Source organism: Oliverpabstia sp. (assembly GCF_022785585.1).
In the GTDB taxonomy this organism is placed as follows: domain Bacteria; phylum Bacillota; class Clostridia; order Lachnospirales; family Lachnospiraceae; genus Oliverpabstia; species Oliverpabstia intestinalis.
On the sequence record NZ_JALFPR010000016.1, the window covers coordinates 13,221 to 35,482 of the forward strand.

At 44.9% G+C, this 22,262-nt stretch carries 21 protein-coding genes and 1 other annotated feature; of the genes, 5 read left to right on the forward strand and 16 right to left on the reverse strand.

Features of this window, described 5'->3' with window-relative positions; translation table 11 throughout:
* Positions 1-89 precede the first annotated feature (89 nt).
* From gap to MSA64_RS00690, 6 genes are all read right to left on the reverse strand, one after another.
* Entirely contained in the window at positions 90-1,109 is a 1,020-nt protein-coding gene (gene gap, locus MSA64_RS00665; RefSeq protein WP_022170805.1) for a type I glyceraldehyde-3-phosphate dehydrogenase, read from the reverse strand.
* A gap of 115 nt (positions 1,110-1,224) precedes the next feature.
* On the reverse strand, positions 1,225-2,067 hold the full coding sequence (locus MSA64_RS00670; protein WP_118617086.1) for a histidinol-phosphatase HisJ family protein: 843 nt from the start codon (positions 2,065-2,067) through the stop codon (positions 1,225-1,227).
* Positions 2,064-3,137: a tRNA 2-thiouridine(34) synthase MnmA gene (gene mnmA, locus MSA64_RS00675; protein ID WP_022170803.1), complete on the reverse strand. Its 1,074-nt coding sequence runs from the start codon at positions 3,135-3,137 to the stop codon at positions 2,064-2,066. Before mnmA ends, MSA64_RS00670 begins: the two co-directional genes overlap by 4 nt.
* A complete protein-coding gene (gene nifU / locus MSA64_RS00680) occupies positions 3,137-3,577 on the reverse strand; it encodes a Fe-S cluster assembly scaffold protein NifU (protein WP_022170802.1) in 441 nt (146 codons plus the stop codon). Before nifU ends, mnmA begins: the two co-directional genes overlap by 1 nt.
* A 41-nt stretch (positions 3,578-3,618) precedes the next feature.
* The gene (nifS, locus tag MSA64_RS00685; RefSeq protein WP_154432537.1) at positions 3,619-4,803 is read right to left on the reverse strand and encodes a cysteine desulfurase NifS; all 1,185 of its coding nucleotides are present in this window, start codon (positions 4,801-4,803) and stop codon (positions 3,619-3,621) included.
* A 14-nt stretch (positions 4,804-4,817) separates the two neighbouring features.
* Positions 4,818-5,282 carry an RrF2 family transcriptional regulator gene (locus tag MSA64_RS00690; RefSeq protein ID WP_022170800.1) on the reverse strand — a complete coding sequence of 155 codons (465 nt, stop codon included), beginning with the start codon at positions 5,280-5,282 and terminating at the stop codon, positions 4,818-4,820.
* A gap of 146 nt (positions 5,283-5,428) precedes the next feature.
* On the opposite strand from MSA64_RS00690, the gene MSA64_RS00695 reads away from it, so the two are divergent.
* Positions 5,429-6,940 carry a putative polysaccharide biosynthesis protein gene (locus tag MSA64_RS00695; protein ID WP_154432536.1) on the forward strand — a complete coding sequence of 504 codons (1,512 nt, stop codon included), beginning with the start codon at positions 5,429-5,431 and terminating at the stop codon, positions 6,938-6,940.
* Here the strand turns inward: MSA64_RS00695 and MSA64_RS11875 are convergent.
* Positions 6,918-7,004, reverse strand: a complete 87-nt coding sequence (locus tag MSA64_RS11875; RefSeq protein ID WP_328597466.1) for a DUF6783 domain-containing protein — start codon at positions 7,002-7,004, stop codon at positions 6,918-6,920. The genes MSA64_RS00695 and MSA64_RS11875 overlap by 23 nt on opposite strands.
* Here MSA64_RS11875 and MSA64_RS11880 point away from each other — a divergent pair.
* Positions 6,981-7,271 (forward strand): DUF6783 domain-containing protein, encoded by a 291-nt coding sequence (locus MSA64_RS11880; RefSeq protein ID WP_334302737.1) that lies wholly within the window; start codon positions 6,981-6,983, stop codon positions 7,269-7,271. The two genes, MSA64_RS11875 and MSA64_RS11880, sit on opposite strands and share 24 nt — an antisense overlap.
* A 163-nt stretch (positions 7,272-7,434) precedes the next feature.
* Here MSA64_RS11880 and MSA64_RS00700 read toward each other — a convergent pair whose 3' ends face one another.
* The 3 genes from MSA64_RS00700 to MSA64_RS00710 all read right to left on the reverse strand — a co-directional run bounded on the left by MSA64_RS00700 (position 7,435) and on the right by MSA64_RS00710 (position 10,160).
* Positions 7,435-8,469 (reverse strand): 3-deoxy-7-phosphoheptulonate synthase, encoded by a 1,035-nt coding sequence (locus MSA64_RS00700; RefSeq protein ID WP_022170798.1) that lies wholly within the window; start codon positions 8,467-8,469, stop codon positions 7,435-7,437.
* A gap of 16 nt (positions 8,470-8,485) precedes the next feature.
* The gene (gene xerD / locus MSA64_RS00705) at positions 8,486-9,373 is read right to left on the reverse strand and encodes a site-specific tyrosine recombinase XerD (RefSeq protein ID WP_154432535.1); all 888 of its coding nucleotides are present in this window, start codon (positions 9,371-9,373) and stop codon (positions 8,486-8,488) included.
* Between the two features lie 199 nt (positions 9,374-9,572).
* The gene (locus MSA64_RS00710) at positions 9,573-10,160 is read right to left on the reverse strand and encodes a stage II sporulation protein M (RefSeq protein ID WP_154432534.1); all 588 of its coding nucleotides are present in this window, start codon (positions 10,158-10,160) and stop codon (positions 9,573-9,575) included.
* Between the two features lie 140 nt (positions 10,161-10,300).
* Here MSA64_RS00710 and MSA64_RS00715 point away from each other — a divergent pair, with 140 nt between their 5' ends.
* Both MSA64_RS00715 and MSA64_RS00720 read left to right on the forward strand, forming a co-directional pair.
* A complete protein-coding gene (locus MSA64_RS00715; RefSeq protein WP_154432533.1) occupies positions 10,301-11,233 on the forward strand; it encodes an AraC family transcriptional regulator in 933 nt (310 codons plus the stop codon).
* 96 nt (positions 11,234-11,329) lie between these two features.
* Positions 11,330-13,006, forward strand: coding sequence for an alpha-glucosidase (locus tag MSA64_RS00720; protein ID WP_287890135.1), 1,677 nt, complete (start codon positions 11,330-11,332; stop codon positions 13,004-13,006).
* 119 nt (positions 13,007-13,125) lie between these two features.
* Here the strand turns inward: MSA64_RS00720 and MSA64_RS00725 are convergent, their stop codons facing one another.
* A complete protein-coding gene (locus tag MSA64_RS00725; protein WP_277663644.1) occupies positions 13,126-14,322 on the reverse strand; it encodes a D-alanyl-D-alanine carboxypeptidase family protein in 1,197 nt (398 codons plus the stop codon).
* A 354-nt stretch (positions 14,323-14,676) separates the two neighbouring features.
* On the opposite strand from MSA64_RS00725, the gene MSA64_RS00730 reads away from it, so the two are divergent.
* Positions 14,677-15,972, forward strand: a complete 1,296-nt coding sequence (locus MSA64_RS00730) for a CapA family protein (RefSeq protein ID WP_287890137.1) — start codon at positions 14,677-14,679, stop codon at positions 15,970-15,972.
* A gap of 59 nt (positions 15,973-16,031) precedes the next feature.
* On the opposite strand, the gene MSA64_RS00735 is transcribed toward MSA64_RS00730, so the two are convergent.
* The 5 genes from MSA64_RS00735 to MSA64_RS00755 all read right to left on the reverse strand — a co-directional run.
* Complete coding sequence (locus tag MSA64_RS00735) at positions 16,032-16,625, reverse strand: putative ABC transporter permease (RefSeq protein ID WP_287890139.1); 594 nt, start codon at positions 16,623-16,625, stop codon at positions 16,032-16,034.
* Positions 16,626-16,820: 195 nt separating this feature from the next.
* Positions 16,821-16,997: a 30S ribosomal protein S21 gene (rpsU, locus tag MSA64_RS00740; RefSeq protein ID WP_004222305.1), complete on the reverse strand. Its 177-nt coding sequence runs from the start codon at positions 16,995-16,997 to the stop codon at positions 16,821-16,823.
* Positions 16,998-17,152: 155 nt separating this feature from the next.
* On the reverse strand, positions 17,153-19,792 hold the full coding sequence (alaS, locus tag MSA64_RS00745) for an alanine--tRNA ligase (RefSeq protein ID WP_287890141.1): 2,640 nt from the start codon (positions 19,790-19,792) through the stop codon (positions 17,153-17,155).
* 140 nt (positions 19,793-19,932) lie between these two features.
* Positions 19,933-21,153 carry a tyrosine--tRNA ligase gene (gene tyrS, locus MSA64_RS00750; protein WP_022398757.1) on the reverse strand — a complete coding sequence of 407 codons (1,221 nt, stop codon included), beginning with the start codon at positions 21,151-21,153 and terminating at the stop codon, positions 19,933-19,935.
* A gap of 127 nt (positions 21,154-21,280) precedes the next feature.
* Positions 21,281-21,532, reverse strand: a binding site (T-box leader).
* Between the two features lie 106 nt (positions 21,533-21,638).
* A partial coding sequence (locus MSA64_RS00755; protein ID WP_287890143.1) for a sirohydrochlorin cobaltochelatase occupies positions 21,639-22,262 on the reverse strand: 624 nt, incomplete at its 5' end.

Consider the following 22,262-nt stretch of genomic DNA (forward strand, 5'->3'; position numbering starts at 1 on the left):
TATTATTCGCACATCTGTGCAATTACAGCCGCAGCTGTATAAAAAAGGAGTCCGGTCCAAAGAGACCGGACCCCCAATGAGCCTATGGATTATGCATTCAGCAGTTTTCCGAAGTGTTTGATTGTTCTTACCATCTGGCTTGTGTAAGAATTCTCATTGTCATACCATGAAACAACCTGTACTTCTGTTGTACCATTTTCCAGTGGCAGTACCATTGTCTGAGTAGAATCAAACAGAGAACCGAATCTCATACCAACGATATCGCTGGATACGATTTCGTCTTCGTTGTATCCGAAGGACTCGTTAGAAGCTGCTTTCATAGCTGCGTTGATCTGATCAACTGTTACGTTACCTTCAACAACTGCTGTCAGGATAGTTGTGGATCCTGTAGGAGTTGGAACACGCTGTGCAGAACCGATCAGTTTGCCGTTCAGTTCCGGGATAACCAGACCGATAGCTTTTGCAGCACCTGTGCTGTTTGGAACGATGTTAACTGCAGCTGCACGGGATCTTCTCAGATCGCCTTTTCTCTGCGGTCCGTCCAGAGTCATCTGATCTCCTGTGTAAGCGTGAATTGTGCACATGATACCGGATTTGATCGGTGCCAGGTCATTCAGAGCTTTTGCCATAGGAGCCAGGCAGTTTGTTGTACAGGAAGCTGCAGAGATGATATGATCATCTGCTGTCAGAGTTTCATGGTTTACGTTGTAAACGATTGTTTTCAGATCGTTTCCAGCCGGAGCGGAAATGATAACATGTTTAGCACCAGCATCGATATGAGCCTGAGCTTTGTCTTTGGATGTATAGAATCCAGTACACTCCAGAACTACATCTACACCGATTTCTCCCCAAGGAAGTTCAGCTGCATTAGCTTTTGCGTAGATTTTGATTTCTTTTCCATCAACAGTGATAGAATCTTCACCAGCTTTTACAGTGTCAGCCAGAGCATATTTTCCCTGTGTGGAATCATATTTCAGTAAGTGTGCTAACATTTTTGGGGAAGTCAGGTCGTTGATTGCAACGATTTCAAATCCCTCTGCTCCAAACATCTGTCTGAATGCCAGACGACCGATACGTCCAAAACCATTAATTGCTACTTTTACTGCCATGATTTTCATTCCTCCTAAAAAGTAAATAAAATTTGTGAGGTTTCTATAAGATTGTTAAAGAAACATCAACCTGTAATTATTCTACCTAATTTGCCTGAAAAATTCAAGCATATTTTCAAATTTTCACCAAAACTTTTCTGAATTCCGGTTTCCCCTTTCTGAACACTGTATAAGAATCGAATCCACAGTCAGACAGTAATTCCGGAAGTCGGTCAAATCCATAGCCCAGATACTCCGGCACATGACCGTCGGAACCGACTGTAATCAGTTCTCCGCCCATTTCCCGGTATCTGCGGATCACATCCGGGTGGGGATTGGTAAAGCCAAGCATTCGAAGACCTGCTGTATTTACTTCCAGTGCAATCTGATGACTGATCAGATACTGCAGGATTGCATCGATTTCCTGTGAAAATCTCTCATAGGAATAATATCTGTCTTTCTCTTTCCCGTAGCGCACCGCATAGTCCAGATGTCCCAGTGTATGGATTTTCGGTGCTCTTTTTAAGTTTTCCAGAGTTGCCCGGAAGTATTCACGATACGCCTCTTCATCCCCCATTTCTTCATATATTTTTCCAAAATAAGGATCTTCTCCGTGGATCAGATGCATGGAACCAATGACGAAATCAAAAGGATATTTTTCAATATAGGCCTGCTGGCGGTCTTTCAGATGCTCCTGCATGCCCAGTTCCACACCAAGGCAGATGCGGATCCGGTCTTTGTATTCTTCCTGTAGCTCCAGTACCCGTTTTACATAGGCATCCGTATCCAGTTCGAATTCTCCCTCCGGATAATCCATATCCATATGATCTGTAAAACAGATATGATCCAGTCCCAGTGCGATGGCACGTTCTACCTGATCTGTGATTTTTGTCTCGCTGTCCGACGAAAATTCCGTGTGGATATGACAGTCTGCAGTTATTCTTCCTTCATATGGAATGGTTTCTTTCCGGCTCGTCATACAATGGTTCCCCCTCCCAGCACATACTCTCCCTGGTACAGTACCAGTGCCTGTCCCGGTGTCACTGCCCTGACCGGAGTATCAAAGTGGCATTCCAGTAAATCTTCACCGATTCGTTTTACTTTGCAGGTATCCCCTCTGTGATTATAACGAATCTTTCCGAGAGCTCCGATCTCTTCCGGAATGTCTTCCACTGCCATAAAATTCAGGCGGTTCGCCCGCACAGTGGTCGTAAACAGATCTTCGTTACTTCCAAGAACCACTTCATTGGTTTCCGGGCATATCTTCTGTACAAATACCGGTTTTCCAAGCGCGATATTCAGTCCTTTTCTCTGTCCGATCGTATAACGGGTGATTCCTTTGTGACGTCCGAGAACTTTACCGTCTTTGTCCACAAAATTACCTTCCGGCACTTTTCCCTGACCGTACCCGTCGATAAATCCTGCATAATCGTTATCATCCACAAAGCAGATCTCCTGAGAATCTTTTTTGTGTGCGGTCGGAAGTCCGATCTTTTCTGCCATGACACGGATCTGGTCTTTGGAGTACTCACCTACCGGCATCAGTGTCCGCTTTAACTGTTCCTGTGTCAGATTGTACAATGCATAGGTCTGATCTTTTGCCGCAGTCACAGAATTGCGGATCGCATATCTGCCGTTTGGCAGCTGCTCGATTCTTGCATAATGTCCGGTGGCAATATAGTCCGCACCGATGGCAAGACTTCTTTGCAGCAGGGACTCCCATTTTACATAGCGGTTGCAGGCGATACACGGATTCGGTGTGCGGCCGTGCAGATACTCATCCACAAAATAGTCCATGACATTTGCCTTGAATTCTTTTTTGAAATTCATAACATAATATGGAATATCAAGGATCTGCGCCACTCTTCTGGCATCGTCAACGGCAGAAAGGCCGCAGCATCCCCCGTTTTCTTCCTGGATCAGCTCCGGCTCGTCCTGCCAAATCTGCATGGTTACTCCGATCACATCGTAACCCTGTTCTTTTAACAGCCAGGCTGCCACAGAGGAGTCAACTCCTCCGGACAGCCCTACAACTACCTTTTTTTTCATTAATATTCTTCCTCTTCGGTCTCCCCTTCACTGATATCGGACTTCGGTTTGCTTAAGCCTTCGATCTTGATGTGATGTTTCTCCGCATAATCCCACAATGCTGCGTGGATGGCTTCCTCAGCCAGCAGGGAACAGTGTACCTTTACAGGCGGCAGTCCGTCCAGTGCTTCCATAACAGCTTTATTAGTTACTTCCAGTGCTTCCTGAATAGTTTTTCCTTTTACCAGTTCAGTGGCCATACTGCTGGTTGCAACAGCTGCACCACAACCGAATGTTTTGAATTTGCAATCCTGAATGATACCGTTGTCATCGATATCCAGATACATTCTCATGATATCTCCACATTTTGCATTACCTACGGTACCTACACCGCTGGCGTTTTCGATTTCCCCTACATTTCTCGGATGCTGAAAATGATCCATTACTTTTTCACTATACATATCTATATTTCCTCCGTATATTCGTATGTTAATCTTTTTTATTATTTATTCTGTTTTTTCATAAAGTCTTCGTACAGCGGAGACATGCTTCTCAGACGCGCTACGATACCTTTGATCTGCTCAACCACAAAATCTGCATCTTCTTTTGTGGTTTCCTCACTCAGCGTCAGACGCAGAGATCCATGTGCGATCTCGTGAGGCAGCCCAATGGCCAGCAGTACATGAGAAGGATCCAGAGATCCGGAAGTACAGGCGGAACCACTGGATGCACAGATACCTGCCATATCCAGCATGATCAGCAGAGATTCTCCCTCGATAAACTGGAAACTGAAGTTTACATTGTTCGGCAGACGCAGTGTTGGATGTCCGTTCAGTTTGCAGTACGGGATCTCTTCCTGGATCTTTTTGATCATGTAATCTCTTACTTCGATTTCTTTTGCGGTACGTTCTTCCATGGTACGAAGTGCACGTTCTGCTGCCACACCGTATCCTACGATACCCGGTACATTTTCTGTTCCGGCTCTTCTTTTTCTCTCCTGAGCACCACCGTGAACAAAGGAACGCAGTTTCAGTCCTTTGCGGATATACAGACATCCGATACCTTTTGGTCCGTTGATCTTATGTCCGCTGGAGCTTAACATATCAATATTGCACTCATCTACATTGATCGGAATCTGACCAAATGCCTGTACGGCATCTGTATGGAATAAAATACCATGTTCTTTTGCAATAGCACCGATCTCTTTGATTGGCTGCAGAGTGCCGATTTCATTGTTTGCTGCCATTACAGAAATCAGGATGGTCTCCGGTGTGATAGCCTTCTGCAACTGATCCAGATCTACAACACCATTTTCATCTACATCGATGTAAGTGATCTTTGCGCCCTGTTTTTCCAGCCATTCGCAGGTATGCAGGATCGCATGATGCTCGATCTTTGTGGTGATGATGTGGTTTCCTTTTGATTTATATGCTTCATAAGTAGCTTTCAGTGCCCAGTTATCAGACTCGGAACCACCTGCGGTAAAGTAGATGTCGTTCGGATTTGCTCCGATGACAGATGCTACTTTTTCTCTTCCTTCTGTTACGGCTTTTTTGCTGATTCCTGCCAGTTCATATACGCTGGACGGATTGCCATAGTACTCCGTAAAATACGGGAGCATCGCCTCTACTACTTCCGGTGCAACTTTTGTGGTTGCCGCATTATCCAGATAAATAATTTTCTTCATGATGATTTTGCCTCCTATCCCTGACAGCCTGCAGGCTGTACCTGTCCTTTTTCTTTCAGTTTTTTACTCTCTTCCACCAACTGGTTGAGATACATGGTATCCACTGCATGAGTAATTCCTTCGTTGATGCGCTGCCATACATATCGCGTCACACACAGATCTGCATTTTCGCAGCCACCGTTTCCTTCTTCGCCGTTTGCCGGACAGGTTACTGCCCGCAGATCTCCTTCCAGTGCACGAAGAATATCTCCAACCGAGATACCGATTGCCGGTCTTGCCAGCTGGTACCCTCCGTTGGCTCCCCGGATGCTTTTCACCAGTCCTTCCTTTTTCAAACTGGCCATCAGCTGTTCAAGATAACGCTCGGAGATGTTCTGCCGATCCGCTATACTCTGTATAGACACCGGTTCTTTTTCACTATATACAGCCAGATCGATCATCGCTCGGAGACCGTATCTGCCCTTCGTTGATAATTTCATGTTGCCTCCCTTCCGGAAGTTTCCTTTGGTCTTTCAGATTCCCTAGTAATCTACTGGGATATGACCCTTTGTCAATATAACACGACTCCCCGGTTCTGTCAAGGCTGGCAGCCTCATATATTTTAAAAAAAGCCCCGGAGCTTGTTATGTTTTCTTCTGCGAAGCATCCTGTCCTCACCGGTACTGCCATCCTCACCTGTGCGGGTATCTTGAGCCGCCTGATTGGCTTCTTTTATAGGATATTCCTATCCCGCACCATTGGTGCACAGGGTCTGGGAATCTACCAGATGATTTTCCCGGTCTATGCCTTCTGCCTCTCCGGTGTCACCGCCGGCATTCAGAGTGCCTTATCCCGCTGCTGCTCCGCCGCTTTATCCAAGGGAAATCCGAGAAAGGGATGGGTATTTTTCCTGAGTGGCAGCGGACTTTCTGTGGGACTTTCACTGATCGTGTCCTTTTTTCTGTACACCCGCGCACCCTGGATCAGCCTTCATATCTTACATGAGATCCGATGCTGTGAACTTCTGCAGCTGCTTGCTTTCAGTCTGCCCCTCTGTTCCATACACACCTGTATCCACGCCTGGTACTTTTCCGCCCGTCAAACCACAGTTCCGGCTGTATCGCAACTGCTGGAACAAATTGCCCGGGTGAGTTCTTCTTATGTTATTTACCTGATTTTTCTGGAACAAGATCTTACCCCGACACCCATTCTCGCCGTTGGCGGCATACTTTTCGGGGAGCTGACAGCCTGCTTCTTCTGTGTTCTCTGTCTCGCATTCCAAAAACCTGCCCACAAAGGCACTGCCGGCTTTCACGTCCGCTCCTGCCTTAGGGAAATTCTTACATTATCTGCCCCACTCACTCTGAACCGGATGCTCGTCAACCTTCTTCAGAGCACCGAAGCTATCCTCATCCCCGGAAAACTCGAAGCATCCGGACTCTCAAACACGCAGTCCCTCAGCCTGTACGGTGCACTGACCGGTATGGCATTACCCTTTATTTTATTTCCTTCTGCGATTACTTCCGCCCTCTCCACGATGCTCCTCCCAACCATCGCCGGTCAGCAGGCAGCCGGAAAAGAAGATGCCATTATCCGCTCTACCGAACAAACGATTCAATACTGCCTGTGGCTCGGCTTTCTATCAGGAGGAATCTTCTTCTTTTTCGGAAAAAAACTGGCACTGATCTTCTACAGAAACCCGGACGCCGGCATCTTTTTACAGATCCTGGCATTCCTCTGTCCTTTCCTCTATCTCACCGCCACTCTGACCGGAATCCTGAACGGCCTGGGACACACCGGCCAATGCCTGATCCAAAACCTCGCCGGCCTTGGAATCCGAATCCTCTTCGTGACCTTCGCAATCCCCCACATGGGAATCCGCGGCTACCTCTTCGGACTGCTTTTAAGCCAGCTTATCATTACGGGATTAAACCTGATCTTTTTACATAAAAGTGTAAAATTTCGATTTCCGGCAGTAGAATGGATCGTCCTGCCCTGTTGTGGAATGATCCTTGGATGTGGATGCGGTCTGTTTCTCTACCGCATACTGTCTGAAATGAAAATGAGTGGATATATTGCACTGTTCGGAAGCGTTCTTATAACCGGAGGAATATTCCTGCTGATGATGAAATTATTCAACCAAAAAACTCCATGCTAGAGCGTGTCTGAAAAAGGCTTATCGTGAGCTGCGAGTCCCAATTTGTAGGAGATTTTATCCGAATGAGGGCGGCGTAGCGGGCTACGGCAACCGAATGAGAGTAAAATATACCACAAAGCGGAGCTTACAGATTGCGGAAATGATTTTTCAGACCCGCTCTAGCCATGTTTCTCTTACATATCATAAAACAGTTTTTTATAACACACGAACTTTTCAGATTTACTCTGTGCCTTCTTTTTCACACCATTCACAAACGACTTTTCGTTTATCTCAAAAGCATCACAACAATTTTGGATTCACCGAGTCCAAAATTCTCGAAACCACTTTATAAACCAAACTTAACGTCGTTTGCCAAAACCAGTGGCTGGCTTGTGATCCATGGGTGGACAACACTTTTTGGGCGTTCAAAGTTGCCCTGCCCAAGTTGTCCACCCATGGATCGCAAGCCAGCCACGTCCCCTTAGCCAACTACTCTTATTTTTTTGTTTTTTATCCTAACAAAGCTCCGCAATCGTATGCAGCAGCTCTCTCGAATCCTCCCAGCCCAGGCAAGGATCCGTAATCGATTTTCCGTACACGTGATTCTCACATCCGATCTTCTGGCTGCCCTCAACCAGATAACTCTCGATCATCACGCCCTTCACCAGCTTCTTAATATCCCCGGAAACATTTCTGCTGTGAAGCACTTCTTTCACAATACGGATCTGCTCCTTAAACTGCTTGTTCGAATTCGAATGATTCGCATCCACGATCGTCGCCGGATTCTGCAGATCTCTCTCATTATATTTTTCCAGCAGGAACTGCAGATCCTCATAATGATAGTTCGGGATCGCATTGCCATGTTTATTCACTGCTCCGCGAAGAATTGTATGAGCCAGCGGATTGCCGTCCGTCTCAGCCTCCCAGTTTCTGTAGATAAAGTTCTGTTTGATCTGTGCTGCCACAACAGAATTCAGCATCACAGACAGATCCCCACTGGTTGGATTTTTCATACCCACTGGAACATCCATACCGCTTGCTACCATACGATGCTGCTGATTCTCCACAGAGCGAGCTCCAATAGCAACATAAGAAAGAATATCATCCAGATATCTCCAGGTTTCCGGATACAACATTTCGTCGGCTGCTGTCAGACCCGATTCCTCGATGGCACGCATATGCATCTTACGGATAGCGATCAGACCATGCAGCAGATCCGGTTTCTTCTCCGGATCCGGCTGATGAAGGATCCCTTTGTAACCCTCTCCGGTTGTTCTCGGTTTGTTTGTATAGATTCTCGGGATCAGGATCAGCTTATCTGCCACTTCTTCCTGTACCCTGGACAGACGGTTGATATATTCACAAACTGCCTCTTCGTTATCTGCGGAACAAGGTCCGATGATGACCAGAAACTTATCGGACTCTCCGGTAAATACTTTTCGGATCATCTCATCTCTCTCCGCTTTGATCTGTGCCACTTTCTGTGTCACCGGATAATCAGCTTTGATCTCCGTCGGTGTTGGCAGTTTTTTCAACAGTTGAATACTCATAATAATTTCTCTCCTCTTATTTCCTCGGGTGTGCTTTGGTATAAACATCCCTGATTTTATACACATTCATATTCAGATACATCTGCGTTGTCGATATATCCGAATGTCCCAACATCTCCTGCACACTTTTTAAGTCTGCTCCGTTCTGGATCAGATGTGCAGCAAACGAATGCCGCAGAGTATGCGGCGTAATATCTTTCTCGATCCCGGCAGTCTGTGCATAGTGTTTCAGTACTTTCCAGAATCCCTGTCTGCTCATCGGTTTTCCCGAACAATTTGTAAAAAGCACTTCGCTTTCCTGCTCCTTCAGGAACCCGTTCCGCACTGTATGCATATATTGCTGTAATGCCTTTTTTGCCTGGCTTCCAAAAGGGATCACCCGCTCACTGTCCGTATCCCGACAATTAATATATCCCATCGCCAGATTCACATCCGACATTTCCAGATGGATCAGTTCACTGACCCGGATTCCGGTGGCATACAACAGTTCCAGCATTGCCCGATCCCGCAATCCTTTCGGCGTCCTGTCCGACGGCTGACGGAGAAGCAGATCCACTTCCTCCACAGACAAAATCTGTGGCATCTTTTTTTCTACCTTGGGTGGATGCAGATGATCTGCCGGATTATTTTCTATGAGATGTTCCTGATACAGATACTGGAAAAACGCACGCATGGAAGCTACGCTTCTCGATACCGTAGACGCTGCAAAATGATTCTTTTCCAGATACAACATATAAGAATTCAGACTGGTTTCCGTGATATCCTGTACCCGGGTAATCTGATGTGCTTCCTGAAAATACTGCATCATTTTCCTCAGATCTCTCTCATAGGACACCACCGTATTGCCGGACATTCTTTTTGTATTATGTAAATAAGATATAAATATTTTTATCTCTGTTTCCATATTTTCCCGTGTCCTCATTGTATAATGATAGAGCAAAAACCTCACCTGTTTTTGCATGTAAATTTATTATAACTGTGTTTTTTCAGAAAAGCAAACCCTTATTTTTCAGATTTATCTCTACATTTCCCAATTTTCATCCAAAACTACAACATATCGAACGCTTAAATCTTATGTCTACCATATCTTGTAAAATATTTTCTCAGCATAATCGTCCCAGAATCCATCTCATCCATACCGGATGAATATATGCTTCAAAAACAACACCTGAAAGACACAGAATCATTGCGATCAGACCGGTCAGAAAATAGATTCTTATTACTTTTACCGGTTTCTTCCAGATATTTCCCCCTTCTTTGTAAATTTTTGTCATCAACAGTGCAACTGCAGGAAAATATACAAAAGCCTGTGGAAATAAAGAACCTGCAAAAATCAGGAATCCCTCCAGTCCAAGTTCCAGAATCAAAAGGCTTCCCACCGCACCTGCAAGAAATCCCATCCAGGCTGCCGCTGCCACCACAATAAAGTGCGCGGCACCTGTAAGTCCCGTCAATATAAAAAACAGAACTGCAAATATTCTGTTTTCCAGAAGATAACAGAAATATTCTGTTGATTTTCCTTCTTTCTTTTTAATCTGCGTCAGTGCATACAATTCTAATATCTGATTTTGTCCGTTTCGGCACGGATATGCAAGATTGGCAAACAGGATCCCGCCTGCCATTCCAAGAGCAAAACATCCGGCAAGAAATCCCAGCACTATCCACATCTCCCGCTCCCAGATTCTTTTCATTTTTACCCCTCCTATGTATCCTATGATAGAAAAGACCCGTTTAGTATGATAAGATAGACGTATCGCAACTGTTCGGTTTTTAGTGGAATACTATCTTCCGGATAATTACCAAATAATTTTATCAGCAGGAGGAACTTTATATGAATCAGACATCTCAGCAACCGTCTCTGAAAGAAAAGCAGTCCCACGGTACACGCCTGTTTCCCTGTGCTTATTATCATTTTTGCAATCCCAGTCACCGTCTTCGTGTCCGCCATCACTGGCATGAGGAGGTTGAAATCGTTTATCTTCATCACGGTTCTTTCAAACTGGATATCAATATGGAACCTTACGGAACTGACCGGGAATGTTTTTTATTTATTAACAGCGGAGAACTTCATTCTCTGCGTTCCCTGAGTATGGAATTTGATGAACAGGCAGTTGTTTTCTCACCATCTATGCTCCTTTTCCAGGATTATGACTCGATCGATGAATCCATTTTACTTCCACTGACGCAGAATAAGCTGACATTTCCCCGTTTTCTCGATCAGACCAGCCCCTTTTTTTCTGCCTTCCGCAGCTGTTATCAACAGATCAGTCATATTTTTTCGCGAAGCAAAGAAACTCTGATCACCGGCGAACAGATTCTTACGGATGATGTCATCTCTCAGCTGCAGATCAAGGCAGGGATACTTCAGCTCATCGGGATTCTCATGGAAGCCGGTTTGATGTGCCAGTCACCCAGAACAGAAAGTCAGAAGATCACAGCCATCAAAACCGTGCTTTCTTATATCACGGATCATTACCATGAAAAACTGTATGTGCAGGATCTGGCTTCCCAGGTAAATATGAACGAACAGTATTTCTGCCGCTTTTTCAAACGTTCTATCGGGAAAACTCCCATCGATTTTATTAACGATTACCGTTTGAATAAGGTCATCCGGCTGTTAGAGACAGGTGATGCACAGATAACAGAAATCTGTCTGGAATGTGGATTCAATAATATGGGGAATTTTCAGCGACTTTTCAAGCGGAAAACCGGAATCACTCCTCTGCAATACCGAAAATTATATCTTTCCAAAAAGTCAGAATAATATACTTTTTAATCAGTTTTTCGGTGTTTTTTCTCCTCATCATTGTCTATAATGTCACTAAATAATTCACAGGCCATACACAAGGAGGATTCTACAATGTTAAAGAAAAAATGGTGGCACGAAAAAGCCGCATATCAGATTTATCCAAAAAGCTTTTACGATACCAATGGCGACGGTATCGGTGATCTGAAAGGTGTGATCAGCAAACTGGATTATCTTAAAGATCTGGGAATCGATATCATCTGGCTCTCCCCGATCTATTGTTCTCCACTGGCAGATCAGGGATATGATATCTCCGATTATTATGATATCGATCCAAGATTTGGAACCATGGAGGATATGGACGAACTGTTAAAAGAAGCAAAATCCCGTAATATGTATATCGTTATGGATCTGGTTGTCAACCACTGTTCCGACGAACACGAATGGTTTAAAAAAGCCTGCGAAGATCCGGACGGCGAATACGGTAAATATTTTTATATTGCAGATGCCAAGGATTACAAATTACCAAACAACTGGCGTTCTTATTTCGGCGGTCCTGTATGGGATCTTCTGCCGGGACACACCGACAAATATTACATGCATGTCTTTCACAAAAAACAGCCGGATCTGAACTGGGAGAATCCCAAACTCCGGGAAGAAATATACAAAATGATCAACTGGTGGCTGGATCGCGGTGTAGCCGGCTTCCGTATCGATGCAATCATGAACATTAAAAAGCCGAATATTTATACCAGCTATCCTGCAGACCGTGATGACGGGCTGGCAAGCATCGATAACATGCTTCATGATGCGGAAGGTATCGATGACTTTCTGCATGAGATGAAAACAGAAACATTCGAAAAACATCAAGCATTTACTGTAGGTGAAGTATTTACCGATCGCCCGGATGCTCTGGAAGCATTTATCGGAAACAATGGCCACTTCTCTTCCATGTTTGATTTTGCCGAAACCATCGCCGGCAAATCCGATGACGGATGGTACAAATGCAAACCGGTTGTATGGGGTGAGGAATACAAAAAAGCTGCTTTCGGTACCCAGAAACGCCTGGGGGATATCGGATTCATCTCCAATATCATCGAAAATCATGATGAGCCTCGCGGTGTCAGCCACTATATCCCGGAAGCAGACGTCAGCGACACCAGTAAGAAAATGCTTGCCGCTGTCAACGTTATGCTCCGCGGACTGCCTTTCATCTATCAGGGACAGGAACTTGGTATGACAAATGTTGTTTTCCACTCCATAGATGAAATTGATGACTGCAGCACCCTCGATGAGTATCAGGTAGCACTGGACGCCGGACTGACTCCGGAATCCGCTTTCAAAGCTGTTGTTCCTTATAGCCGTGACAATGCCCGTACTCCATTCCAGTGGGATGCAACTGCTAACGCAGGATTTACCACAGGAACCCCATGGCTGAAAGTGAATCCGAATTATACTGATATCAATGCCGCTGAACAGGCAAACCGCCCGGATTCCATGTATCACTGGTACAAAGAGCTGATCGCCCTCCGCAAGAATCCGGAATACAAAGATGTGGTTGTATACGGCGAAGTTGTTCCATACAAAGAAGAACAGACCAATCTGATGGCTTATTACAGAAAAGGCACAGACAGAACTCTGCTGGTAGTTGCCAATTATCAGCACGATGCTCAGGACGTTGTTCTTCCTGGAACTTACAAAAAAGTGCTGATGAACAATCTGGACACACTGGATCTTAACGGAGATATCCTTCATATGCCAGGTTATCAGGCAGTAATTTTCGAGATATGATGATTCCGATACGTTCTGCGCAGATCGTAATGTAAACCAGGAACCGATACTGTTACTTTTTCAAAACTGACGGGAAAACAGTTTTCTGTTTCATTCCCGTCAGTTTTTGTATCAAACAGTTACCTGTCTGCCGAATAATCATCGCCCTTTATCATTCTCTTTCTGATATGTTTGATATAATCCCACAGACCTGCCTTTTTTACAGATTTTGCAGCCACTATATCCGTTTTGCCAACCACCTTTCCATCCAGCAAATACTGTGCTTCGCCAACGATATCTCCTTTCTTTACCGGTGCTTGCAGATTCTTCATATACACAATTTTCTTTTCTATCTGCGAAAGATTTTTCCCTTCTGTATCCAGATACCGGAATTCCCCTGTATACCGGCATGCCACCTCCGCTTTCACGCCTCCTTTTATCGGTACCGGATCCGGGTTTATCCTGTTTTCATCCAGATAAAGATCACAATTTCCAAACCCATAATCAAGCAAGGCTGCCGCATCTTTAAATCGCACCTTGGCATCCGGCGCACCCATGACTACCGCAAGCAACGTCATCTCTCCCCTCTGTGCAACTGCTGATACACAGTATTTTGCCACACTGGTACTTCCGGTTTTCAGACCAACGCACCCTTCATAACTGCGAATCAGCTTGTTGGTATTGGTCAGGCAGAATTCTTTCTCTCCCTGTGCCGTTCTGTGGATAATATTTTCCATCCAGATAGAGGAATACTCAAGGATACGGGGAAAGCGGGTAATCAGTTCTCTCGAGACAATTGCAACATCAGAAGCCGTGGTATAATGTTCCTCGGAATCTGTAAGTCCGCAGCAGTCCTCAAACTGTGTATGTAGCATGCCAAGCTCTCCGGCTTTTTCATTCATTCTTTTGACAAATTCTTCCTCGCTTCCCGCAAGATGTTCTGCCATTACCACGGATGCATCATTCCCCGATGCAACTACGATACATTTGATCAGGGTCTCCACTGTCTGTTTTTCTCCCTCTTCCAGAAAAACCTGAGATCCCCCCATGCTTTTTGCATAGGCACTGGTTACCGCCTCTTCCTCCAGCGTGATCTGTCCGTCTTCCAGTGCTTCAAAAATCAGAAGCAGAGTCATGATTTTTGTAATGCTTGCCGGACTTCGCTGTTCTTCTCCGTTTTTTTCGTATAAAACAGTTCCTGTAGATGGTTCCATAAGTACCGCTCCCGGTGCGCTGATCTCCGGCGCCGGCTGTACAGCACCCTGGATTTTCACCGGACAGATTTCAGCCATTATCAGCATCAGAAGTAATACCCATGTGATAATTCTTTTCTTCATCATCTTTGCCCGTTTCGGATCTTTGTTTCACTATATGTCGGAACATCTGCTTTTTGCACGGGAATATGAACAGTAATCTGTTCTTTACTTTTTTTATACAATTTGCTTGAGATTTTCTTGCCACTTTCTTTCTTTTTGTGTATAATAGTTATATTTATATGTCAGCTAAAGAAAATCAATAACTGTTCAGTACCCTAGCATTTACGAGTCAATATGCATTTCTAATCACCTTCGATAATGCTTGACTTGTATGTCTCGGGATCTTGGTAAAACACATGCCAAAACACCTTGCGGAATGCTACCTGCTGAATAGTTACAATAATTATTACAGAATGAGAAACAACGAGGAACTTTATGGATACACCTAACACACAAAACAATACCAGCCGGATGCGGGAATCACGCAAACTGGAACAAAAACGGAAACGCCAGCAACAGGTCCGGCGTCAAAAGATATTTCTTGCCTGTTCCTGTCTGATCCTGACTGCCGGAATCGGTTTATTCGTCACACTCTATCACAATCATCAAAGGGCCGCCGCCCAGGAGGCCGAACTCCGGAAACAGATAAAACAAAAGCAGATAGCTGAGCTGCAAAAACAGCAGAAACTGGAAAATAATACCATTCATTTTGTCGCCGTCGGCGATAATCTGATTCATCAGGGAATCTATGAATCTGCAGATACCACACAGACCGTATGGAATTATGATCACCTGTATGAACACATCCGGGATGATATCTCTGCCGCAGACCTCGCCGCAGTCAATGAAGAAAGCATCTTTGTATCCGATCACGCAAACATTTCTTCTTATCCCGCTTTCGGATCCCCTGTGGAAATCGGTGATGCACTTGTTACCGCCGGATTCGATATCGTGGAACAGGCAAACAACCATGTTTTTGACAAGGGAATCACTGGTGTTACCGATACTATCCGATACTGGGAAACCAGTCACCCGGAAGTTGCTCTCCTCGGTATCCATGATTCCGCAGAAAGTGCCGGTGAAATCACTACCATCAGTTGTAAGGATGTTACTTTTTCCCTTCTCAACTACACAACTACAGTAAACAATGAACCTTACGATGAACTTCCGGATTATGCAGTTGATCTTCTCCGCACAGATCAGGTAATATCCGATGTCAAAAAAGCAAAGGAAATCAGTGATATGACCATCGCCTTTCTTCACACCGGAGCAGAATATTCCACTGAACCAGATACTGAGGAGAAAACATTTCTCCAGTTGCTGTTACATCAGGGTGTCGATATTGCCATCTGTGCCCATAGCCATACGCTACAGAATTTTGAGACACTGACAGATGACAGCGGACATCAGATGTTGGTCTATTACTCTCTTGGAAACTTTATTTCCACGCAGAAAGACCCTATCTGTCTCCTTGGCGGCATGGCAGATATTACCATTGTTCGGGATCCGGTCTCCGATGCTCTTTCCATCCGTAATGCTGATCTGGTTCCTCTGGTTACTCATTATAATCATGATCAGAATATCTATACCGTTTACAAGCTTTCCGATTACACCGAGGAGCTCGCTGCCTCCCATGGTGTTCATGCCGAAAGCACAGAACCTTTCACTCTGGAAACTTTACAGGAACAATATAAAAAGGTGCTGACTCAGGATTATCACACCCTGGGTTAGCACCCGTTTTTTACTCATTCTGTGACTGTTTAGTATCCTCACAGTTACCTGCGGAATAGTTACCTCATTTTTCCAATATGAAAACCGACACGTTCTTTCATCTCTTCCACTTTTCTCGGCATTCTGTTCATTTTCGCTTTGAACAGATGCAACGAAAAATCAAATGTATAGATCACAACCACAACTGCCGCCAGGTTTCTGCCAAATCGAACAGAATAGCTGTTGGATACGAAGTTTACAAATCTCTGCAGGAAGCCAAACATAAAGATTGTATAGAATCCCCACGCTATAGTACTCTCCAGACAGATCACACCTTTATAATTAAAAGGTTTCTCCGTATAATCCCACCAGACCTGTCCAAACAGATTTCGCATAAGCACTGCCGTAATATATTCAAGCATCGTAGCAAGAACCGCGCCCGCCAGATAAAGCACCACATATTGGCCTTCCAGCGGACGAAGCATGCCATACACTGACAAAGCTCCTACTGCATAGATCGGACAAAAGGGTGAAAACGCAAATCCGCGGTTAGTCAGTTTCCTGTTACAAAATGACATATAGATGGATTCCACTAGCCACCCCATGAAACTATACAGGATAAACCATTGGATAAAATGATACAGATCCGTGCCATACACTGCATGTGTCCACATAGATATTTCCCCTCATTTCTTTTTCTGCACTTATCGGCAGATTTCTATTCTGCGAAAATTATATCATATGCCTTTGCAAAAGACTATACAGATTTCAAATCTTAAAGAAATTATAAGATTTGAAAAATATATACGTAAAAGAGGGATCCTGCTCGCAGTATCCCTCTTCTCATGGCTTACGCCAATGTGCACATATTAATTATATTTACGTTTTCTTGCAGCTTCAGATTTTTTCTTACGACGAACACTTGGTTTCTCGTAATGCTCTCTTTTGCGGATTTCCTGCTGAATGCCTGCTTTTGCACAGCTACGTTTAAATCTACGCAGAGCACTATCTAAAGTTTCGTTTTCTTTTACGATAACGTTTGACATAGTCTCACACCTAACCTCCCTCCAGTTGTAGATTGTGCATAATACAACTGTTTGGGTATTTTATTGCACTGGTATTTATTATAACAGATTTTTTTATTTCGTCAACTGGTTTTTTGAAATTTTTCCGGTTTTTTTGTTGTTTTTCCGGACTGGAATTATTTCAGCTGTCCCTCTACCAGTTCTGCTACTTTTGCGATAGCTTCTGGAATCTTATCCGGGTTCTTGCCGCCGGCCTGTGCCATATTCGGACGTCCACCACCGCCGCCTCCGACGATTGCAGCCGCTGCTTTGATCAGATTACCTGCATGTGCTCCTTTATCCATAGCACCCTGTGTTGCCATGGCAAGAAGGCTTACTTTGCCATCTTTGGCAGATGCCAAAACTACCACACCTTCACCCAGTTTTTCTTTCAGCTGATCGCCCAGGTCACGCAGTCCATTCATATCTACGCCATCAACGGCAGATGCCAGAACTTTCACACCTTTTACTTCCACAACCTGATCCATAACATTTCCCAGAGAATCCTGAGCCATCTTACTCTTCAGAGATTCATTTTCACTCTGCAGTTCTTTTACTTCTTTCTGCAGATGTGTGATCTTTTCTGTGATCTCAGCAGGACTGGTCTTCAGTGTTTTTGCGATTGTATGCAGATTTTCTTCCATCTGACGATAATATTCGATCACGTTGTTACCTGTCAGTGCTTCGATACGACGAACACCTGCCGCAACACCTGCTTCGGATACGATCTTGAACAGTGTAATATTCGCTGTATTTGCCACATGAGTACCACCACAGAGTTCTACAGAGAAATCGCCCATAGATACCACACGTACCTCATCGCCGTATTTCTCACCGAACAGTGCCATAGCACCTGTTTTCTTAGCTTCTTCGATACCCATGATCTGTGTGGTTACCGGCAGTGCAGCCTGGATCTCTTTATTTACCAGAGCCTCTGTTTCTGCAATCTCTTCCGGAGTCATTGCCTGGAAGTGTGCGAAATCGAAACGCAGTCTGGTCGGATTAACCAGAGAACCTTTCTGTTCTACATGAGCGCCAAGAACAGTCTTCAGGGCTTTCTGCAGCAGATGGGTTGCACTGTGGTTCTTACAGGTGTCTTTTCTTTCCTGCTCGTCTACTTTCAGAGTTACTTCATCTCCGTTGGAGATCATACCGGATTCCATCACACCTACATGGCCGTATTTGCCGCCACGAAGTTTGATAGTATCTTCTACACGGAATACACCGTTTGCAGTGGTGATCACACCGGTGTCACCTTCCTGTCCACCCATGGTAGCGTAGAACGGTGTCTTTTCTACAAAGATGGTTCCCTTCTGACCTTCCATCAGGGAATCCACGATCTCTGTCTCTGTGGTCAGAACAGTTACTTTGGAGGCAGCTTCCAGTTTGTCATATCCGTCAAATTCGGTTGTGATATTGCGGTCGATCTCATCGTATACAGTTGCATCTGCGCCCATATAGTTGCTGACTGCACGGCTTTCTCTTGCACGTTTTCTCTGCACTTCCATCTCTTCTTTGAAGCCGTCCTCATCAATAGTGTATCCTTTTTCTTCCAGAATCTCTTTCGTCAGATCGATCGGGAATCCATACGTATCATACAGACGGAAGGCATCGGAGCCTCCAAGGACGGACTTTCCTGCTTCTTTCATCTCAGCTTCCAGATCGGCGAGAATCTTCAGTCCCTGGTCAATGGTCTTGTTGAACTGACTTTCTTCATTATGCAAAACGTTCAGGATAAAGGTTTTCTTTTCTTCCAGTTCCGGATATCCATCTTTGGATCCTTCGATGACAGTCTCACTCAGTTTCTCCAGGAACGGTCCTTCGATACCAAGAAGACGTCCGTGACGGGCTGCACGACGGATCAGACGACGAAGAACATAGCCTCTTCCTTCATTGGTCGGCATAACCCCATCAGAGATCAGGAAGGTAGCGGAACGCATATGATCCGTGATCAGACGGATGGATACATCGTCCTCGTGATTGACACCATAAGTTTTTCCGGCAACTTCACAGACCTTATTTCTCAGGGCACACAGTGTATCTACATCAAAAATAGAATCTACATCCTGAACAACAACAGCCAGACGTTCCAGCCCCATACCGGTATCGATATTTTTCTGTTTCAGAGTCTCATAATGACCTTCCCCGTCATTTTCGAACTGGGTAAATACGTTATTCCATACTTCCATATAACGGTCGCAGTCACATCCTACGGTACAGCCCGGTTTACCACAGCCGTATTTTTCTCCACGGTCATAGTAAATCTCAGAACACGGACCGCAAGGACCTGCGCCGTGCTCCCAGAAGTTGTCTTCTTTTCCGAAACGGAAGATTCTGTCAGCCGGAACACCAATTTCTTTATTCCAGATATCGAAGGCTTCATCATCCTCTTCGTATACAGACGGATACAGACGGTTCTCATCCAGACCTACCACTTTGGTCAGAAATTCCCAGGACCATGCGATGGCTTCGTGTTTGAAGTAATCACCAAAAGAGAAGTTACCAAGCATCTCGAAGAAAGTACCGTGACGGGCTGTCTTTCCTACGTTCTCGATATCACCGGTACGGATACATTTCTGGCAGGTAGCCACACGGGTTCTCGGCGGAATCTCTGCTCCGGTAAAATACGGTTTTAATGGTGCCATACCTGCATTGATCAGCAGAAGGCTGTTATCATTCTGGGGTACGAGGGAAAAGCTGTTCATTACCAAATGACCTTTGCTCTCGAAAAAGTCCAGAAACATCTGACGAAGTTCGTTTACTCCATACTTTTTCACTGTATGTTCCTCCTCATATTTATTGCTGTCAGAAGCTCCACGATTCCGGAGCTTTTCCAGAAACATTCCGGAGCTTCCACAATTTTTCTCTATCTTTCTACTTTAGCACAATTGTGATGCCCGTGCAAGTGACACCCTTCTTATAAGCAGATTTTCATGAATTTTTTCTTACCACGTTTTACAATAAGACCTTCTTCTGTAATATCTTCTTTTTTCACGTTGTAACGGATATCTGTAATTTTCTCTCCGTCTACGGATACACCTCCCTGCTCGATGGCACGACGTCCTTCAGAACGGGAAGTTACCAGACCGGCTTTACACAGCAGAGAAATCAGGTCGATGGCACCATCCTGAAAATCCTCGGCTGCCAGTGTTGTGGATGGCATATTAGCTGCATTACCCGCAGAGAACAGTGCTCTTGCGCCTTCCTGTGCTTTCTTTGCTTCTTCCTCACCATGTACCAGGGCAGTCAGTTCGTAAGCCAGGATCTCTTTTGCCTGGTTTAACTGGCTTCCTTCCCATTTATCCATTTCGTCAATCTGCTCTAACGGCAGGAAGGTGAGCATACGGATACATTTGAGGACATCGGCATCTGCCACATTTCTCCAGTACTGATAAAAATCAAACGGAGAAGTTTTGTTTGGATCCAGCCATACCGCACCGGACTGTGTTTTACCCATTTTCTTTCCTTCAGAGTTTAACAGCAGGGTGATGGTCATGGCACATGCGTTCTTTCCTAATTTACGGCGGATCAGTTCGGTACCACCCAGCATGTTACTCCACTGGTCGTCTCCGCCAAACTGCAGGTTACAGCCGTATTTCTGGTACAGCATGTAGAAGTCATAGCTCTGCATCAGCATATAGTTGAACTCCAGGAAGCTTAATCCTTTTTCCATACGCTGTTTGTAGCATTCTGCGGTAAGCATACGGTTTACGGAGAAATGCGGTCCGATCTCGCGCAGGAAATCTACATAGTTTAATCCTAACAGCCAGTCTCCATTATTTACCATCAGTGCTTTTCCGTCAGAGAAATCAATAAAACGCTCCATCTGTTTTTTAAAGCAGTCACAGTTGTGCTGAATAGTTTCCTGTGTCATCATCTGACGCATATCACTTCTTCCGGACGGATCACCAACCATGGCAGTACCTCCACCGATCAGTGCAATCGGTTTGTTTCCTGCCATCTGCAGACGTTTCATCAGGCACAGTGCCATAAAATGTCCTACATGCAGACTGTCTGCAGTCGGGTCAAACCCGATGTAAAAAGTCGCTTTTCCATTATTGATCAAATCTTTAATTTCTTCTTCGTCGGTTACCTGAGCGATCAGACCACGGGCAACTAATTCGTCATAAATTGTCATGATAAACTTTCTCCTTTTTGTGTTTATTTAGAACAAAGAATGTGTCTTGGCACATTCCCGCGGAACATTTTTTACTTTACGGGAAAGCAATTTCCTGTAAAATAAGAAAACCTGGCCTCGTCCTTTTTTATAGGACGGAAGCCAGGTTCCGTGATACCACCTAATTTCACAGAAGGTTCGCACCTCCTGCCTCTGTAAGTACAGGTAAATCTATACTCTGACCCGTATAACGGAGGTCCTTCCGTTGCAGCCTACCAGCACGATGCGTTCGGTGCAAAGCTCAAAGATGTATTCACAGAAAGTTCCCCGCGGGCCTCTCACCAACCGGCTCCTCTCTGTGCGGATGCTTGCTGCTACTGGTTCTTATCAATGCATTTTCTTATGAATCAATCATATGGATGTAGTATACAAACTTCTGCTTTTTTTGTCAAGAGGCTGATTTGCCGTCAAAGTTACTGCCCGCTCCGTTTTCGGTAACTATTTCCTTACTCTGCCTTCACCGGGTCACTTACGCTTACTTCGTGGTCATACCATTTTCCTTTTGTTCCGACCAGTGCCAGATCAAAGGTTTCATCCAGTGCTTTTACCGGAACATCAAAGCCATATACTTCTTCTGTACTTCCGTCATCATAGGTGATCGTATCGGTTGTTGGCTGCAGAAGTTCTGCACCGTCTTTCTGTGCATCTGCTGCTTTTCCCACATACAGGTTTACAACATTCTTAGATACCAGACTGATATGGATCGTCATTTTTCCGTCTTTTACTGTCAGGATACCTTTTCCGTCATTTGCTTCGTTAACATGGAACATTCCACTGTCTGTGTCAAATTTTGCTTCATAAGTACCATCTTCCAGTGCGCCGGATGTTTCCTCTGACTCTTCGGAAACAGCTGCATCATTTCCATCCATTGCAGCTTTGGTATGTGCTACATACAGATCCTGGATGGCAGCGATCTCTCCCAGTCCTGCGATCTGAGTATCAATCTTGTCAAATGCTCCTGATGCCTCGAACTGGCTCTTCCAGGAATCCTCATCATCTCCGGCCATATCGTTATTTGCATGGTCTCCGGCTACTACCATCAGCGGACGAAGCACTACTTTTTTGTATCC

Excerpts from the sequence above, each read along its gene's own strand:
- MSA64_RS00695 (WP_154432536.1), top strand. The coding sequence starts at position 5,429 with ATGTTTTCTTCTGCGAAGCATCCTGTCCTCACCGGTACTGCCATCCTC.
- MSA64_RS00730 (WP_287890137.1), top strand. The coding sequence starts at position 14,677 with ATGGATACACCTAACACACAAAACAATACCAGCCGGATGCGGGAATCA.
- mnmA (WP_022170803.1), bottom strand. The coding sequence starts at position 3,137 with ATGAAAAAAAAGGTAGTTGTAGGGCTGTCCGGAGGAGTTGACTCCTCT.
- MSA64_RS00715 (WP_154432533.1), top strand. The coding sequence starts at position 10,301 with ATGAATCAGACATCTCAGCAACCGTCTCTGAAAGAAAAGCAGTCCCAC.
- MSA64_RS00670 (WP_118617086.1), bottom strand. The coding sequence starts at position 2,067 with ATGACGAGCCGGAAAGAAACCATTCCATATGAAGGAAGAATAACTGCA.
- nifU (WP_022170802.1), bottom strand. The coding sequence starts at position 3,577 with ATGTATAGTGAAAAAGTAATGGATCATTTTCAGCATCCGAGAAATGTA.
- MSA64_RS00700 (WP_022170798.1), bottom strand. The coding sequence starts at position 8,469 with ATGAGTATTCAACTGTTGAAAAAACTGCCAACACCGACGGAGATCAAA.
- xerD (WP_154432535.1), bottom strand. The coding sequence starts at position 9,373 with ATGGAAACAGAGATAAAAATATTTATATCTTATTTACATAATACAAAA.
- MSA64_RS00710 (WP_154432534.1), bottom strand. The coding sequence starts at position 10,160 with ATGAAAAGAATCTGGGAGCGGGAGATGTGGATAGTGCTGGGATTTCTT.
- gap (WP_022170805.1), bottom strand. The coding sequence starts at position 1,109 with ATGGCAGTAAAAGTAGCAATTAATGGTTTTGGACGTATCGGTCGTCTG.
- rpsU (WP_004222305.1), bottom strand. The coding sequence starts at position 16,997 with ATGTCAAACGTTATCGTAAAAGAAAACGAAACTTTAGATAGTGCTCTG.
- MSA64_RS00720 (WP_287890135.1), top strand. The coding sequence starts at position 11,330 with ATGTTAAAGAAAAAATGGTGGCACGAAAAAGCCGCATATCAGATTTAT.
- MSA64_RS00735 (WP_287890139.1), bottom strand. The coding sequence starts at position 16,625 with ATGTGGACACATGCAGTGTATGGCACGGATCTGTATCATTTTATCCAA.
- nifS (WP_154432537.1), bottom strand. The coding sequence starts at position 4,803 with ATGAAGAAAATTATTTATCTGGATAATGCGGCAACCACAAAAGTTGCA.
- tyrS (WP_022398757.1), bottom strand. The coding sequence starts at position 21,153 with ATGACAATTTATGACGAATTAGTTGCCCGTGGTCTGATCGCTCAGGTA.
- MSA64_RS00725 (WP_277663644.1), bottom strand. The coding sequence starts at position 14,322 with ATGAAGAAAAGAATTATCACATGGGTATTACTTCTGATGCTGATAATG.
- MSA64_RS00690 (WP_022170800.1), bottom strand. The coding sequence starts at position 5,282 with ATGAAATTATCAACGAAGGGCAGATACGGTCTCCGAGCGATGATCGAT.